11 protein-coding genes are annotated in these 15,008 nt (G+C 74.2%); 4 read left to right on the top strand and 7 right to left on the bottom strand.

Translation table 11 applies throughout. The features are described from left to right. Positions 1-473: 473 nt before the first annotated feature. Both HFV08_RS29425 and HFV08_RS29420 read right to left on the bottom strand, forming a co-directional pair. Positions 474-1,259, bottom strand: coding sequence for a crotonase/enoyl-CoA hydratase family protein (locus tag HFV08_RS29425; protein WP_168543626.1), 786 nt, complete (start codon positions 1,257-1,259; stop codon positions 474-476). Positions 1,260-1,344: 85 nt separating this feature from the next. Beyond that, positions 1,345-3,006, bottom strand: coding sequence for an acyl-CoA dehydrogenase family protein (locus HFV08_RS29420; RefSeq protein ID WP_168543625.1), 1,662 nt, complete (start codon positions 3,004-3,006; stop codon positions 1,345-1,347). Positions 3,007-3,254: 248 nt separating this feature from the next. Here HFV08_RS29420 and HFV08_RS29415 point away from each other — a divergent pair, with 248 nt between their 5' ends. Further along, complete coding sequence (locus tag HFV08_RS29415; RefSeq protein ID WP_168543624.1) at positions 3,255-4,007, top strand: PaaX family transcriptional regulator C-terminal domain-containing protein; 753 nt, start codon at positions 3,255-3,257, stop codon at positions 4,005-4,007. Positions 4,008-4,237: 230 nt separating this feature from the next. On the opposite strand, the gene HFV08_RS29410 is transcribed toward HFV08_RS29415, so the two are convergent. After that, positions 4,238-6,178: a propionyl-CoA synthetase gene (locus tag HFV08_RS29410; protein WP_168543623.1), complete on the bottom strand. Its 1,941-nt coding sequence runs from the start codon at positions 6,176-6,178 to the stop codon at positions 4,238-4,240. 352 nt (positions 6,179-6,530) lie between these two features. On the opposite strand from HFV08_RS29410, the gene HFV08_RS29405 reads away from it, so the two are divergent. After that, positions 6,531-8,093 (top strand): DUF1800 domain-containing protein, encoded by a 1,563-nt coding sequence (locus HFV08_RS29405; protein WP_168543622.1) that lies wholly within the window; start codon positions 6,531-6,533, stop codon positions 8,091-8,093. Between the two features lie 242 nt (positions 8,094-8,335). Next, a complete protein-coding gene (locus HFV08_RS29400; RefSeq protein ID WP_312885880.1) occupies positions 8,336-9,676 on the top strand; it encodes a DUF1501 domain-containing protein in 1,341 nt (446 codons plus the stop codon). Between the two features lie 84 nt (positions 9,677-9,760). On the opposite strand, the gene HFV08_RS29395 is transcribed toward HFV08_RS29400, so the two are convergent. Beyond that, positions 9,761-11,182: a sensor histidine kinase gene (locus HFV08_RS29395; protein WP_168543621.1), complete on the bottom strand. Its 1,422-nt coding sequence runs from the start codon at positions 11,180-11,182 to the stop codon at positions 9,761-9,763. Then, the gene (locus tag HFV08_RS29390) at positions 11,179-11,880 is read right to left on the bottom strand and encodes a response regulator transcription factor (RefSeq protein WP_168543620.1); all 702 of its coding nucleotides are present in this window, start codon (positions 11,878-11,880) and stop codon (positions 11,179-11,181) included. The genes HFV08_RS29395 and HFV08_RS29390 overlap by 4 nt, the downstream gene beginning before the upstream one ends. Before the next feature lie 365 nt (positions 11,881-12,245). On the opposite strand from HFV08_RS29390, the gene HFV08_RS29385 reads away from it, so the two are divergent. Next, positions 12,246-12,656: a hypothetical protein gene (locus HFV08_RS29385; RefSeq protein WP_168543619.1), complete on the top strand. Its 411-nt coding sequence runs from the start codon at positions 12,246-12,248 to the stop codon at positions 12,654-12,656. Positions 12,657-12,693: 37 nt separating this feature from the next. Here HFV08_RS29385 and HFV08_RS29380 read toward each other — a convergent pair whose 3' ends face one another. Both HFV08_RS29380 and HFV08_RS29375 read right to left on the bottom strand, forming a co-directional pair. Continuing rightward, positions 12,694-13,566 carry a glutaminase gene (locus HFV08_RS29380; RefSeq protein ID WP_210430937.1) on the bottom strand — a complete coding sequence of 291 codons (873 nt, stop codon included), beginning with the start codon at positions 13,564-13,566 and terminating at the stop codon, positions 12,694-12,696. Positions 13,567-13,873: 307 nt separating this feature from the next. After that, positions 13,874-15,007, bottom strand: coding sequence for a glycoside hydrolase family 3 N-terminal domain-containing protein (locus HFV08_RS29375; protein WP_168543618.1), 1,134 nt, complete (start codon positions 15,005-15,007; stop codon positions 13,874-13,876). Position 15,008 lies beyond the last annotated feature (1 nt).

Genomic DNA, 15,008 nt, shown 5'->3' with positions numbered 1-15,008 from the left:
AACGGTACTTACCATGCTCCATGATCTACCGGTCCTGGTCTCTACGCGATAGCCGCCGCTGGGAACACCTACACACTGCCGAGTTCTCGCCTTCTCCTGGACGTGAGCGGGACCGGGTGCCGCCGGTCCGCCGCGCGGTACGAGCGGGTCAGCCGAGCAGGGCTGAGAGACCCGGGACGTCCCGCGGGCGCACCTGTTCGCGCGTCACTGGAGGCGACACCCTCGACTAGGCCTGACATTGGTATAGACCTATTGGGCCCGCGAGTGCAAGAGTCTGTGCGCTTTGTTACGTCACGGTGTCCTCGACGGGGCGACCGCGGAACGCTCTGCCCGGCGCCGGTCCGGTCCGGCCGTCCAGGGACGGTGTCACGTACACCAATATGACCGATGCGCGCGGCGGTTGGGGTGCCGGGGGCGGGTTCCGGCCGCCGGCGGGGCGCGTACCCGGGCCGACCGGCCCCGGCGGCGGATTCTCAGCTCGCCGGTTGCGGCCCCTCCTCGAAGCCGCCGTGCCGTCCGCCGCCGTCAGCGAACCTGGCCGCCCCCGCCAAGGTGTCGGCGGCCAGGGAGACTTCACCGTGCCGCCACTCCGCGGCGAGCGCCTCCGGCAGCGGGAGCGTCTGCTGCTCGTAGAGGGAGAGCCGGTCCTGACGCAGGCAGGTCTGGGGGAAGCGGGCCAGCCGACCGGCGAGGTCGAGGGCCTCGTCGAGCGCGGCGCCCGGGGCGCTGACCCGGTTGGCCAGGCCCATGCGCAGGGCCTCCTCGGCGCCGATCGGGCGGCCGGTGAGGATCATGTCGAGCGCGTGCGACTGGCCGATCAGGCGCGGCAGCCGGACCGTGCCGCCGTCGATCAGCGGCACCCCCCAGCGGCGGCAGAACACCCCGAACACCGCCCCCGGGTCGGCCACCCGGAGGTCGGCCCAGAGGGCGAGTTCGAGTCCGCCCGCGACCGCGTACCCCTCGACCGCCGCGATCACCGGCTTGCCGAGGAGCAGCCTCGTCGGGCCCATGCCCGCCGGGCCCTCACCCGGCGGGCCGACCACCGCCTCGCCGCGGGCCACCGCCTTGAGGTCGGCGCCCGCGCAGAAGTTCCCGCCCCGGCCGTGCAGGATCGCCACCGCCGCGTCAGGGTCGGCGTCGAACTCCTCGAAGGCCTCGGTGAGCGCGGCGGCGTGCGGGGCGTCCACGGCGTTGCGCACCTCGGGCCGGTCGAGACCGATCACGGTGACCGGCCCGCGCCGCTCGACGTCCACGGTCATACGGGGCCTCCGTGCTGCGGGTGCGGGTGCGGGTGCGGGTGCGGGTGCGGGGGAGTGGGGCGGGATCGCGGATACGCGGAGCCTCTCACCGCTCGGTCAGTCCCGCTCGGCCGAGGATCGCGCCGAGGTCCGCGGAGTGCGGCAGCGTCCCGAAGGCGTAGCCGCCGTCGCCACCGAGGCGGGTGGCGCAGAAGGCGTCGGCGACGGCCGCCGGGGCGTGCCGGACCAGCAGGGAGCCCTGGAGCGCGAGCGCCATCAGCTCGACCAGGCGGCGGGCCCGGACCTGGATGCCGTCCAGGTCGCCGAGTTCGGTGCCGAGCCGGGTGACCGCCGCGTCCAGTCGGGCGTCCGCGCCGCGGCTCAGGGCCAGTTCGTCGGTGAGCGCCTGGACGGCGGCCGGTTCCTTGGCCAGGGCGCGCAGCACGTCGAGGGCGTTGACGTTCCCCGAGCCCTCCCAGACCGAGTTCAGCGGCGCCTCCCGGTACAGCCGCGGCATGCCGGAGTCCTCGACGTAGCCGTTGCCGCCCAGGCACTCCAGGGCCTCGGCGGTGAAGGCGGGCGCCCGCTTGGTCACCCAGTACTTGCCGATCGCGGTCGCCAGGCGCCGGAAGGCCTGCTCGCCCTCGTCGCCGCGCACCGCCCGGTCGGCCGCGCCCGCCAGACGCAGGGTGAGCGCGGTGGCCGCCTCCGACTCCACGGCCAGATCGCCGAGGACATTGCGCATCAGGGGCTGGTCGATCAGGCGGGCCCCGAAGGCGGAGCGGTGCCGGGCGTGGTGCGCGGCCTCCACCAGCGCCTTGCGCATCAGCGAGGCCGAGCCCGCCACGCAGTCCAGACGGGTGCAGTTGACCATGTCGATGATCGTCTTGACGCCCCGGCCCTCGGGCCCGACCCGCCAGGCGAGCGTCCCGTCGAACTCGGGCTCGGAGGAGGCGTTGGAGCGGTTGCCGAGCTTGTCCTTGAGGCGCTGGATACGGAAGGTGTTCCGGCTGCCGTCGGGGAGCACCCGCGGCACCAGGAAGCAGGAGAGGCCGCCGGGCGCCTGGGCGAGCACCAGGAAGAGATCGCACATCGGCGCCGAGGTGAACCACTTGTGCCCGCGCAGCCGGTAGAGCCCCTCCTCGCCCGCCGGTTCGGCGAGGGTGGTGTTGGTCCGCACATCGGAGCCGCCCTGCTTCTCCGTCATGCCCATGCCCGCGAGCAGCCCGCGTTTCTCCGTCGGCACCCGCAGCCCCGGGTCGTACACCCGGCTGGTGAGCAAGGGCTCGTAGACCGCGGCCAGTTCGGGCTGCTGGCGCAGCGCGGGGATCACGGCGTACGTCATCGCCGTCGGGCAGCCGTGCCCGGCCTCGGTGTGGCCCCAGACCAGCGCCCCGCCGTAGCGGGCCACATGGGCGCCGGGCCGGTCGTCGGCCCAGGCGGCCCCGGCGCCGCCCTCGGCCACCGCCACCCGCATCAGCTGGTGCCAGCTGTCGTGGAACTCCACCTCGTCGATCCGGTTGCCGTACCGGTCGTGGGTCCGCAGCACCGGCTCATGGGTGTTCGCCTGCTCCGCCCACCGTTGGGCCTCCGGGCTCCCGGCCAGCCGCCCCAGCCGGCGCACGTCCGGCACCGCCCAGGCGGCACCCTCACGCTCCAGGCCCTCCAGGAGCGCGGCGTCCTCCGAGGCGTCGTACGGGGCGATCGGCGGCGGCTGGTTGGTGACCTCGTGCGTGTCGGGCCGCGCGGTACTCAGTGGGGTGACCATGAGGCCAGTATTACGCTGACGATGCGACCGCAGCAAGACTGTAATGCCGCAATGCCCTGATACCGCGATGCCGACCGGTCGCCTGCCCCCGCCGCTCGCTCGGGCCGGTCCGGCGCGCTGTCCCGGACCGCTGATAGCCTCCCCAGGGCCGCGCGACGCGGGAACGCGGCAGCTCAGCGGCGTGGCGGGCCCGGACCGAGGGGGCCCGGCCGAAGGCACGGTGAACGGCAGCCGGAAAGGGGTCGGACATGGCAGCTCCACCCCCGGCGGACGCGCTCGGACTGCGGCCGCTCACCGCACGTTCCGTGGTCCTGAGCCTCCTGCTCGGCTCCCATCCGCCGGAGCACCCGGTACGTGAACTGGTCCGTATCGCCGAGCTGTTCGACATCAGCGAGCAGACCCTGCGGGTCGCCCTGACCCGGATGGTCGCCGCCGGTGACCTGCTGCGCGCCGAGGGCACCTACCGGCTCAGCGACCGCCTCGTCCAGCGGCAGCGGCGCCAGGACGAGGCGATCCACCCGCGCACCCGCGACTGGGACGGCGGCTGGGAGATGCTCGCGGTCACGGTCACCGGACGCAGCGCCGCCGACCGCGCCGCGCTCCGCACCCGCCTGAGCGAACTGCGCCTGGCCGAACTCCGCGAGGGCCTCTGGCTGCGCCCCGCGAACCTGGACCGCGCACTGCCTCCCGAACTCGACGACCTCGTACGGAAGTTCACCGCCCGGCCGGAGGGTGAGCCCGAAGCTCTGGCGAACGGCCTCTGGGATCTCGACGGCTGGGCCCGCACCGGAGCCGCCCTCCTCGACCGGCTCCAGGCGGCGGACCGCCCGGCCGAGCGCTTCACCCTCGCCGCGGCCACCGTCCGCCACCTCCTCGCCGACCCGGTACTGCCCACCGCCCTGCTCCCGCCGCACTGGCCCGCCGGGGAACTGCGCGCCGCCTACGGCGACTACCAGGAGGAACTCGTGGCGCTGGGGCGGGCAGGGCGCGCGAGGGGCTGAGCACCACCCGGCGACCCGAGGGCGGTCGGTACCCGGCGGGCAGAGACAGTCCGGCGACACCCGGCGGGCAGCGGTGGTCCGGCGGCGCCCGGCGGTCCGTCCCCACCGCTCAGGCAGCACGGCCGGAACCGAGACCCATCCGGCGTGTACAGAACGGCCAGACCGGCCAGAACGGCCGTCTACAGAACGGCCAGACCGGCCAGAACGGCCGTCTACAGAACGGCCGTCGGCTACCGCTGAAGAGCGGGCCGCAGTGCCTCCAGTACCGCGTGGTCCTCGATGGTGGAGGGCACCTCGGCCGGGCGGCCGTCCGCGATCTGGCGCATGGTCTTGCGCAGGATCTTGCCCGAGCGGGTCTTGGGCAGGCCGTCCACCACGAGCACCTCGCGGAAGGCGGCGACCGGGCCGATCTCCCGGCGGACCGCCTCGACGAGTTCCCGCCGCAGGGTGTCCTCCGCCACCTCGGCGCCCGCCTTGAGGACCACGAGCCCCAGCGGGAGCTGGCCCTTGAGCGCGTCCCTGACCCCGATCACCGCGCACTCCGCGACCGCCGGATGCGCCGCGAGGACGGCCTCCATGGAGCCGGTCGCCAGCCGGTGCCCCGCCACGTTGATGACGTCGTCCGTACGCCCGAGGACGAAGAGGTAGCCGTCCTCGTCGAGGTAACCGCCGTCGCCCGTCGAGTAGTAGCCGGGATATGCCTCGAAATACTCCTTCACACAGCGCTCGTCGTCGCCCCAGAGCGTCTGCATCGCGCCCGGCGGCAGCGGAAGCCGCAGGGCGATGGCGCCCTCCTCGCCCGGTCCGGACTCGCCGCCGTCCGGTCCGAGTACGCGGACGTCGAAGCCGGGGACCGGGACGGTGGGGGAGCCGGGCTTGATCGGCAGGGGTTCCAGGCCGCGCGGGTTGGCGGCGATCGCCCAGCCCGTCTCCGTCTGCCACCAGTGGTCCACCACCGGCACCCCGAGCCGCTCGCCCGCCCAGCGGTAGGTCTCCGGGTCGAGGCGCTCCCCGGCGAGGAACAGGGCCTGGAAGGACGGCAGCCGGTACGCGGCGAGCGCCGCTCCTTCCGGGTCGGCGCGCTTGATGGCGCGCAGGGCCGTCGGGGCGGTGAACAGCGCCTTGACCCCGTACTCGGCGGCCACCCGCCAGAAGGCGCCGGCGTCCGGGGTGCCGACCGGCTTGCCCTCGTAGAGCACCGTGGTCGCGCCGACCAGCAGCGGCGCGTAGACGATGTAGCTGTGCCCGACGACCCAGCCGACGTCCGAGGCACTCCACCACACGTCACCCGCGCCGATGTCGTAGATGTTCCGCATCGACCAGGTGAGCGCGACCGCGTGGCCGCCGTTGTCGCGGAGCACGCCCTTGGGGCGGCCCGTGGTGCCGGAGGTGTACAGGATGTACAGCGGGTCGGTGGCCGCGACCGGTACCGGGGCCGCCGGTTCGGCGGTCGCGAGCAGCTCCGCCCAGTCGGTGTCGCCGGGGCCGAGCGTGGCCGGGGCGGTTTCGCGCTGGAGCATCACCAGGTGCTCGGGGCGGTGTCCGGCGAGCGCGTAGGCCTCGTCGACGATGGCCTTGTAGTCCACCACCCGGTTCGGTTCGATCCCGCAGGAGGCCGCGACGACGGCCTTCGGCGCCGCGTCGTCGATCCTGGCCGCCAGCTCCTTCGCCGAGAAGCCGCCGAAGACCACCGAGTGGACGGCGCCGAGCCGGGCGCAGGCCAGCATGGTGACCACCGCCTCGGGCACCATCGGCAGATAGACCAGGACCCGGTCGCCCTTGGCCACCCCGAGCGCGCGCAGCCCACCCGCGCAGCGCGCCACCAGGTCGAGCAGCTCGGCATAGGAGTAGCGCGCCTTCGCCCCGGTCACCGGTGAGTCCCAGAGCAGCGCGGTCTGCTCGCCCCGGCCCTGCTCCACATGCCGGTCCAGCGCGTTGTACGAGGTGTTGAGCTCGCCGTCGGGGAACCAGCGGTACAGCGGCGCCGCCGATCCGTCCAGCGCCCTCGTCGGCCGCCGGGTCCAGTCGACGGCCCCGGCCTGCGCCAGCCAGAACTCCTCCGGCGCCGCGAGACTCTGCCGGAAGGCCTCGGCGTACGGGCCCTCGCCGGGGCGCGCGGCCCGGCTCCCCGGTGCGGACGCGGGCTGGGGCGCGGGCTCGGCTGCGTTCACGGAAGGTGTCTCCGATCGGTGGGGCGGCGGTTCGGGGTGGTGCGGGGCGGTCGAGGACGTACGGGGACAGGCGCGTCCGGCGTTCCCGTCCCCGGGCCCGGTGCGGCACGCCCCCTGAACCGCCCGGCCGACCGCTGTACCGGCACAGTCGATAACACCTCGTCAGGCAGGTCAAGGGTCGGTCCGGGAGCCGGGAGCCGGGAGCCGGGGGCCCGGAGTCGGCAGCGGGGAGCGGGGGACCGGGGGAGTGCCGGAGTGCGGAAGCCGGGAGTGCGGGGTCCGGCTGTCCGTTCCCACCGGATTCCCACCGGCGGCCCACCGCTGTCCCACGGTGCGCTGCCACCGTCGGCATATGGCTTCCTCCGAACTCGACGCCGACGCCCGGGTGGCGCGGCTGCTGCAACGGACCGGATTCGGCACCGCCGCGGCCACGGATGTCACCGCCGCCGCGCGAGCGGGCTACGCGAAAACGCTGGCCGCCGCGCTCGCCGAGGGCGACGACCCGGGCGCCGGCGCGACCCCGGCCCCCGCCCTCGGCCCGCTCCCGGAACGCCCCAAGAAGCCCGGCGAACCCGAGAAGGGGTCCAGGTCCGAGAAGGACCCCAAGTCCGAAGAGGGCTCCAAGTCCCAGGAGGAAAGGGGGAGTTCGGAGAAGGCGGGCCAGCGGGATGCCGCCGGGGGCGTACGGAACGGCGTACGGCACGACGTACGGAACGCAGCCGCGCGGGACGCCTCCCGCACCGGTGCGGACGGCGGGGGAGAGGACGGCGAGGCGGCGGACGAGGACGCCCGCAAGGCCTACCGGTCCGCGCTGCGCGGGCAGCGGGAGGACGCCGTGCTCTGGTGGCTGGACCGCATGGTGGCCGCCGAGCGGCCCTGGCGGGAGAAGCGGACGCTGCTCTGGCACGGGCACTGGGCCACCTCGATCGGCAAGGTGCGCTCGGGTCAGGCGATGCTCGCGCAGAACGAGACCCTCCGGCGGCTCGGCGGCGGTGACTTCCGCACCCTCGCCCGGGCCATGGTGCGCGACCCCGCCCTGCTGATCTGGCTCGACGCCCCGAAGAACACCGCCGAGGCGCCCAACGAGAACCTCGCCCGGGAGCTGATGGAGCTGTTCGTCCTCGGCGTCGGCAACTACTCCGAGGACGATGTCCGCGAGGCCGCGAAGGCGCTCACCGGCTGGACGGTCGACCGCCGCGCCGAGCAGGGTCCCCGGGCCCGCTTCCGTGCGCGCCGGCACGCCGGGGGCAGCAGGACGGTGCTCGGCCACTCCGGGGATCTGGACGCCCGCGCCCTTGTGGACCTGCTCACCGAAGAGGCCGACTGCGCACGGCACTTGGCGACCCGCTGGTGGGGCTGGCTGGTCTCCGCCGAGAACGCCCCCTCCCGGACCAGCCTGGACCGGCTGACCGAGGCCTTCGGCGCCCGCCGCGACATCACCGCGATGCTGCGCGCCCTGTTCACCGACCCCGCCTTCACCGACCCGGACAACGTCCTCGTCAAACAGCCCGTCGAGTACGTCGTCGGGACGCTGCGCCTCCTCGGCCTGCGCCCGCGCCGACTCCCCGAGCAGGGCGGGCGGGTGCTGCTGCGCTCCCTCGGCGGCCTCGGCCAGACGCCCTTCGCGCCGCCCTCGGTCGGCGGCTGGCCCTCGGGACCGGCCTGGCTGACCACGGCCGCGGCCCAGTCGCGCCTCACCTTCGCCCAGTACGTGACCCGCGCCGCCCGGGACACGGAGGCGATGGCCGCGATCCGGAAGGAGACGGCGGGGGAGCGTCCCGAGGCACTGGCGCGGCTGCTCGGCGTCCGGGAGTGGAGCAAGAGCACCCGCGCGGTACTGGTCGACGCCTCCGCCGATCCGGCCCGGAGCCTGGCCATCGCCCTGACCAGCCCGGAGTACAGCGTCCTCGCCTGAGCGCCAGTTCCCGACGGCGGAGCCGCGGTCTCCAACGGCAGAGCCGCGGACGGACAGGCCGGAGACGGACGGCCCGGAGACGAACAGGCCGGAAGACGAATGAGCGCGAAGAAGAACAGGCACGAAGACGAACGTGCACCGAGACGAACGTGCACCGAGACGCACCAGCACCAAGACGCACCAGCACCAAGACGGATAAGCACCAAAGCGAACAAGCATCAAGGCGAACGAGGAGGAAGCCGGTGAGGACCACCGTGGACACCTGGACGCGCAGGCGTTTTCTGAAGGCCAGCGGAGTGTCCGCGGCCGGGGTGCTGCTGGCCGGGGGCGCCGCCTACTCGGCGAGTGAACTCCTTGCCTCCGGTGACGGCGAGGGGGCCGGAGGCGAGGGGGGCGTACTCGTCCTGGTCACGCTGTACGGCGGCAACGACGGTCTCAACACGGTTGTCCCCGCGGCCGATCCGCACTACCGCGAGGCCCGCCCCGACCTCGCCTACGGGGAGGACGAGGTCCTGCCGCTCGGCGAGGAACTGGGCCTGAACCCCGGCATGAAGGGCTTCCACGGCCTCTGGAAGGAGAAGCGGCTCGCCGTGGTCCGGGGGGTCTCGTACCCGAAGCCGGACCACAGCCACTTCCGGTCCATGGCCATCTGGCAGACCGCCTCCCCGGAGAGCCCCGCGCCCACCGGCTGGCTCGGGCGCTGGCTGGACGCCCAGTCGAAGCCGGATCCGCTGACCGCCGTCTCGCTCGGCGCCACCCTGCCGCCGGTGCTCGCGGGGGAGAAGGTCTCGGGGGCCGCGGTCTCCCTGGGCCGGGCGCGGCTGCCGGACGCCTGGCAGACGGTGTGCACCCACCTCGCCGCGGAACAGGCCGGGGTCCATCCGCTCCAGCAGCGCGCCGCCGCCACCCTCGGTGACCTGGTCCGCGTCAACGAGGCCTTTGCCGCGGACGAGGAGCAGGGCTCCGGAGACGGCAAGGGCGGCGACAAGAAGAACGGCAAGGGCAAGGGCGAGGACGGCGAGGGCTCCGACCAGGACGGGCGGCAGAGCCCCGAGGAGGAGGACGAGGACGAGGACAAGCCGGCCGACGGCGCCTCGGCGGGCGGACAGAGCGGGCTCGCCGCCCAACTCGGCCTGGTGGAGCGGGCCTTGGCCTCGGGCGCGCGGACCCGGGTCTACTGCGTCAGCCTCGGCGGCTTCGACACCCACGCCAATGAGAAGGGCACCCAGTCCCGGCTGCTCGGCCAGCTCGACAAGGACCTCTCCGCCTTCCTCGGCCGGATCCGGCGCACCGAAGCGGGCAAGCGGGTGGTGGTCGCCGTCCACTCCGAGTTCGGCCGCCGGGTGCAGGCCAACGCGGGTCAGGGCACCGACCACGGCACGGCGGGCCCGGTCTTCCTCCTCGGCGAACCGGTACGCGGCGGCTTCTACGGGGACCAGCCCAGCCTGGCCAAGCTCGTCGACGGCGACCTCAGCACCACCACGGACTTCCGCGATGTGTACGCCACCCTCCTGGACCGGGTGCTCGACACCGAGCCGGGGCAGATCCTCGACGGCCACGAGAAGACCCTGGCGTTTCTCTGAGCGCGCTCTCCGGGCGGCTCCCGGCTCCCGGTTACGGGCCCGCGGGCGCGGTCCGTCCGCTCACCTCGGCCCCGGGCTCCCGCCTCAACTCCCCTGCGCCGCTACGCTCCCCGGCAGCTCCACCGTGACCGTGGTGCCCTGCCCGCGGGCGCTGCGGACCAGGCAGCGGCCCCGGTGGGCGGCCGCCACCGCGGCGACCAGGGCGAGACCGAGGCCGCTGCCGCGGGTGCGGCGTCCCGCTTCGGCGCGGTAGAAGCGGTCGAAGACATGCGGCAGGGCCTCCGGCGGAATGCCCTCGCCCTGGTCGGTCACCTCGATACGTATCCCGCCGCCGCTCTCCGCGGTGAGGCGCACCTCGGCGGGGGTGCCCGGGGCGGTGTGCACCCGGACGTTGGCGAGCAGATTGTCCAGGAGCCGCCGCAGTTCGTCCTCGTCGCCGGTGACATAGGCCGGGGTCTCCGCCTCGAAGCCGAGCCGCCGCTCCGGGTCGACCACCCGGGCCGCCTCGACGGCCTCCCGGGCCAGACGGGCGAGATCGACCTCCTCGGCCCGCAGTTCGCGCCGGGCGTCGAGGCGGGCGAGCAGCAGCAGGTCGTCCACCAGGCGTGACATCCGCAGCGCCTCGTCACCGATGCGGCCCACGGCCTGGGCGCGCTGGTGCTCCTCGGGCAGGGCGCCCTGCGCGTAGAGGTCCGTGTAGCCGAGTACCGCGCTGAGCGGGGTGCGCAGTTCATGGGAGGCGTCCGCCACGAAGCGGCGCAGCCGCTCCTGCATGCCCTCCTGGCGGGCGAAGGCCTCGCCTTGCTTCTGCAGCATCGTGTTGAGCGCGAGGCCGAGGCGCCCGACCTCGGTCTCCGCCGACTCCCGTATGCGCAAGGGTGCTTCACCGCGGGAGATCGCGTCCGCGTCGCGGGCCATCGCCTCCAGCGGCCGCAGCCCGCGCCGTACGATCCAGAATCCGGCCCCGGCGACCAGGGCGAGACCGGCCGCGGCGCCCGCACCCTCGATCAGCAGCAGCCGCTCCAGCGCGTCGTCGACGGCGGTGAGCGGCACCGCCACCACCAGGACGCCCTGGCGCCCCGGCAGTTTGCGGTTCAGCAGCCGGTAGCCGGGGCCGGAGCCGTCCGTGGCGGAGACCGTCACCGGGGAGCCGCCGGTGCCGCGCGGCGGCTTCGGCACCTCGGGCGGCGCCGCCCCGGGATCCCGCAGCTGGGGCGCCAAGGGGCGTATCGCGCCGGAGGGTTCGCGGATCTCGATGAAGTACCCCGTGCTGCCCAGCATCCGGGCGCCGGTGCCGAGGCCCTCCCCGGGGCGTTCGCCCTCCTTGATCTGCTGGACCACGCGCTGCTGCACCGCCCGCGCGGTGGTGTCGGTGCGGTCGAGGAGGTAGTCCCGCATCGTGGCGTACACGAAGGCGGCCACCGCGAGGAGCACCACGCCGACCGCCGCGAGGAGGGCGAGCAGCAGCCTGCCGCGCAGGGAGCGGGGGAGCGGGGGCCGCCTCATGTCCCCTCCGGCTCCGGCTCGCGCAGCATGTAGCCGACCCCGCGCCGGGTGTGGATCAGCGGTTCGCCGAGCGCGTCGAGTTTGCGGCGCAGATACGACACATAGGTCTTGAGCACCGCCGGGTCGCCCTCCCCGTAGTCCCAGACGCGGTCCATCAGCTGCTCCTTGGTCAGCATCAGGCCGCGGTTGAGGAGCAGGCAGTGCAGCAGCCGGTACTCGGTGGGGGAGAGGTCGACCAGGACGCCGCCGCGCCGCACCTCGTAGGTGGCCGTGTCCAGCTCCAGGTCCGCGCAGCGCAGCACCTGCGGGGCGGCGGCCGCCCCGGTGCGGCGGATCACCGCGCGGACCCGGGCGGCGACCTCGTCCAGCCGGAAGGGCTTGGTGATGTAGTCGTCGGCGCCCAGGTCGAGCCCGGTGACGACGTCCTTGCCGCTCTCCCGGGCGGTGAGGAAGACCACCGGCACCCCGCTGCCGCCCGCGCGCAGCCGCCGGACCACCTCGAAGCCGTCCATGTCGGGCAGCATCACATCGAGGAGGACCAGATCCGGCCGGTTCTCCCGCGCCGCGTGCAGGGCCGCGCGCCCGTCCACCGCCTCGTCGACCGTGTAGCCGAGGAAGCGCAGCGAGGTCGCGAGCACATCGACCAGCGCCGGTTCGTCGTCCACGACGAGCACCCGCCTGCCCTCTCCCTCGGCCACCTCGGCCCCCTTCCGCTCCTGGGCACCCGATCATGCCAGCCCGTACCGTTTCCCGTCGGGGGCGGCCCGAGCCTGTGGAAAACTCTCCGTCCGCGGCCCCGGGAGGCCTCCTCGGAAGGGGAGTTCACCGCATCGAAGCCCCGCGGACCGGGGGTTTTCCGGCGTTCCCCGGAGCGTCTCGGACAGCGGTGCCGATTCCGCGGCCACGACGGGCGGAACAGTGAGAAAGTGCCCCCACGGATGCCAGGGGACATCCGGGCTGCCCCGTTGTGGCGGCGGTGCCGCACGGTTCCCGCGGGGGCGCATCCGCGCCGGGGTGGGCGACTCCCGTACCGGGAAGCGGCGTAGGACAGGAGAATCGGGTCATGAGCAGGATCGAGTGGGTGCGTATCAGTACCGGGGCACGGTCGGTTCCCGAGCCGGTCGCCAACCCGGTGGTCTGGGCGGCGGCCTCCACCGGCGCGCTCATCCTGGTGGCCGTGCTCAACCATCTGGTCGGCCTGCGGCCCGCGTTGGCGCTCCTCGTGCTCTCGCTCTTCGCCGCCGTACTGGGCCTGTGCTCCCGGATGGACGCCGCGCCGGGGACCGCCCTGCTGTGCTGGCTCTTCCTCAACGGCTTCGCGATCCCGCCCGCCGGCACCCTCACCTGGACCGCCTCCCGCGACTCGGCCTGGCTGAGCTGCCTGCTGCTCTCCACCGTGGTCGGCACCGCACTGGCCCGGATCGTCAACGCCCGTGCCGCGTACCGGCGGGTGGGGCCGGGGGAGCGGTTCTAGCCGACAGGCGGGCGCGAGGGTTCAGAGGCACGAAGGCTCAGAAGACGGACAGCCCGGTGAGCGTCGTGAACCTGTCCAGGGCCGAGACCCCGGCCACCGAGTTGCCGCGCCGGTCGAGCCCCGGGCTCCATACGCACAGGGTGCACACCCCGGGCACCACGGCGATGATCCCGCCGCCGACCCCGCTCTTGCCCGGCAGCCCCACCCGGTAGGCGAACTCCCCGGCCGCGTCGTAGGTACCGCAGGTCAGCATCACCGCGTTGACCTGCTTGGCCTGGCTGCGGGTCAGCAGGGCCGAACCGTCGGCGCGGACGCCGTGCCGGGCGAGGAAGGACCCGGCGAGGGCCAGGTCCGCGCAGGACGCCTCCAGGGAGCACTGCCGGAAGTAGGCGGTGAGCAACTCGGGTACCGGGGTGGTGATGTTGCCGTAGGCGGCCATGAAGTGGGCGAGGGCGGCGTTGCGGTCGCCGTGCGCCGCCTCGGAGGCGGCGATCTCCGGCACGAAGTCGATCCCGGCGTTGCCGCTCTCGACCCGCAGCAACTCCCGCACCCGCTCCGCCGCGTTCCCGGTCAGCGACTGGAGCCGGTCGGTGACCACCAGGGCACCGGCGTTGATGAAGGGATTGCGCGGGATGCCGTTCTCGTACTCCAGCTGCACCAGGGAGTTGAAGGGGTTGCCGGAGGGCTCGCGCCCCACGCGCCGCCACAGGCTCTCGCCTTCCAGGGAGAGTACGAGTGCGAGCGCGAAGACCTTGGTCAGGGACTGCGCGGAGAAGGGCCGCCGCCAGTCCCCGGCGCCGTAGACCGTGCCGTCCGGCTCCGCGACCGCCATGCCGAAGCAGCCGGGGTCGGCACCGGCCAGGGCCGGGATGTAGTCGGCGGGGCTGCCGCGGTCGGTGAGCCGCGCCATCTCCCCGGCGATACGGTCGATCACCTCGCGGAACCGCCCGGCGGAGGACGGCACGGCGCAGGAGGGCCCGGCGGGCGCGACCGAACCGCCCGCGCCCGCGGCGCCCCCGGCGCTGCTCGTGCTCTGCGTACGGGCGGGGGCGGCGGCATCGGACACGGCGGTGTTCCTCGGCGTTCTGGGCGGCGGGCGCGGCGGAGGGCGGAGCGCCCGCGAACGGGAACGTACGCCGGTGGCCGGTCGGCCGCCGCCGGGGGCACCCCCGACCCTAACGTTCCCGCCGGTCATGCCCCCTGCCGGTGCCGGGCCCTCAGGCGAGGCCCTCGCGGAGGGTGCGGACGCGTGCGGCGCCCGCGTCGAAGCCGGCCCCGTCGAGCGTGCCGTCCGCGAGGGCGCCGGCCAGCGCGTCCACCGCGTCCTCGCCCTGGCCGACATCTCGGGCCGAGCACAGGATCAGGTCCATCCCGGCCCCGGCGGCCGCCACCGCACGCTCGGCCACCCCGCCGAAGTCCGCGAGGGCTCCGGCCTCCAGGGCGTCCGTGACGGTCACACCGGTGAAGCCGAGCCGGTCGCGCAACTCGCCGACCACGGTGGGGGACAGACCGGCGGGCAGCTCGGCGTCCAGCGCCGGATAGAGCGCCCAGGAGAGCATGACCAGCTTGACGCCCGCGGAGATCGCCGCCCGGTAGGGCGCCTCGTCGACGCTCCGCAGGGTGGCGGCGGAGGTGGAGAGGGTGACCGGCCGCTGGTCGGTGTTCTGGCTCGCCGTGGCGGGGCCGAGTCCGGGGAAGTGCTTGGCGGTGGCCGCGACTCCCGCGTCCTGCTGCGCGGTCACGAAGGCCGAGCCGAGCACGCCCACCGCCTGCGGGTCCTTGCTGTACGAGCGCTCGTACTGGTCGGTGAAGTCGCCCTCCTTGCGGTACACGTCGAGGACCGGGGCGAGGTTGACGTTCATGCCGACGCCCGCGAGGTTCTCGCCCGCGCCGGTCCCGGTGAAGGTCGCCTGGAACTCGGCGTCCGCGGAGGTGCCGACGTCCTTGGCGGAGGCCACCGGCGCACCCGGCAGACGGCGCACCATGCCGCCCTCCTGGTCGGTCATCAGCAGCAGCGGGGCCTTCACGGGGGCGGAGGCGTTCGCCTCGTTCAGCTCCCGGACGACATCCGCGATCTGGTCGAGGCTCTCCACGTTCTCGGTGAAGAAGATCACCCCGGCCGCGCGGCCCGCCCGGATCGCCGAGAGCAGCGAGGCCGGGGGCGTGAGCCCCGGGTACGAGTAGACGACGCGCTGACCGGCGCGCTGCTCCGGGGTGAGTGCCGACAGTCGCGCGGGGTCGGGGCGTCCGGCCGCGGCCGAGCGGTCCGCCAGTCCGAGACCGGCGGCGAGGGCGGCCGTCCCGGCGAGCAGAGCGCCGCGTCGGCTGAGGGGCTGCTGTGCGGAGCTCATG

The organism is Streptomyces physcomitrii (genome assembly GCF_012273655.1).
GTDB classification, from domain to species: domain Bacteria; phylum Actinomycetota; class Actinomycetes; order Streptomycetales; family Streptomycetaceae; genus Streptomyces; species Streptomyces physcomitrii.
The sequence above is the reverse complement of the archived record's forward strand: the minus strand, read 5'-3'. Positions and strand labels throughout refer to the sequence as shown.

Bases quoted from the DNA above. Each gene is read 5' to 3' on its own strand.
- HFV08_RS29395 (WP_168543621.1), bottom strand. From the start codon at position 11,182: ATGAGGCGGCCCCCGCTCCCCCGCTCCCTGCGCGGCAGGCTGCTGCTC.
- HFV08_RS29380 (WP_210430937.1), bottom strand. From the start codon at position 13,566: ATGGCGCGGCTCACCGACCGCGGCAGCCCCGCCGACTACATCCCGGCC.
- HFV08_RS29415 (WP_168543624.1), top strand. From the start codon at position 3,255: ATGGCAGCTCCACCCCCGGCGGACGCGCTCGGACTGCGGCCGCTCACC.
- HFV08_RS29425 (WP_168543626.1), bottom strand. From the start codon at position 1,259: ATGACCGTGGACGTCGAGCGGCGCGGGCCGGTCACCGTGATCGGTCTC.
- HFV08_RS29420 (WP_168543625.1), bottom strand. From the start codon at position 3,006: ATGGTCACCCCACTGAGTACCGCGCGGCCCGACACGCACGAGGTCACC.
- HFV08_RS29405 (WP_168543622.1), top strand. From the start codon at position 6,531: ATGGCTTCCTCCGAACTCGACGCCGACGCCCGGGTGGCGCGGCTGCTG.
- HFV08_RS29385 (WP_168543619.1), top strand. From the start codon at position 12,246: ATGAGCAGGATCGAGTGGGTGCGTATCAGTACCGGGGCACGGTCGGTT.
- HFV08_RS29375 (WP_168543618.1), bottom strand. From the start codon at position 15,007: ATGAGCTCCGCACAGCAGCCCCTCAGCCGACGCGGCGCTCTGCTCGCC.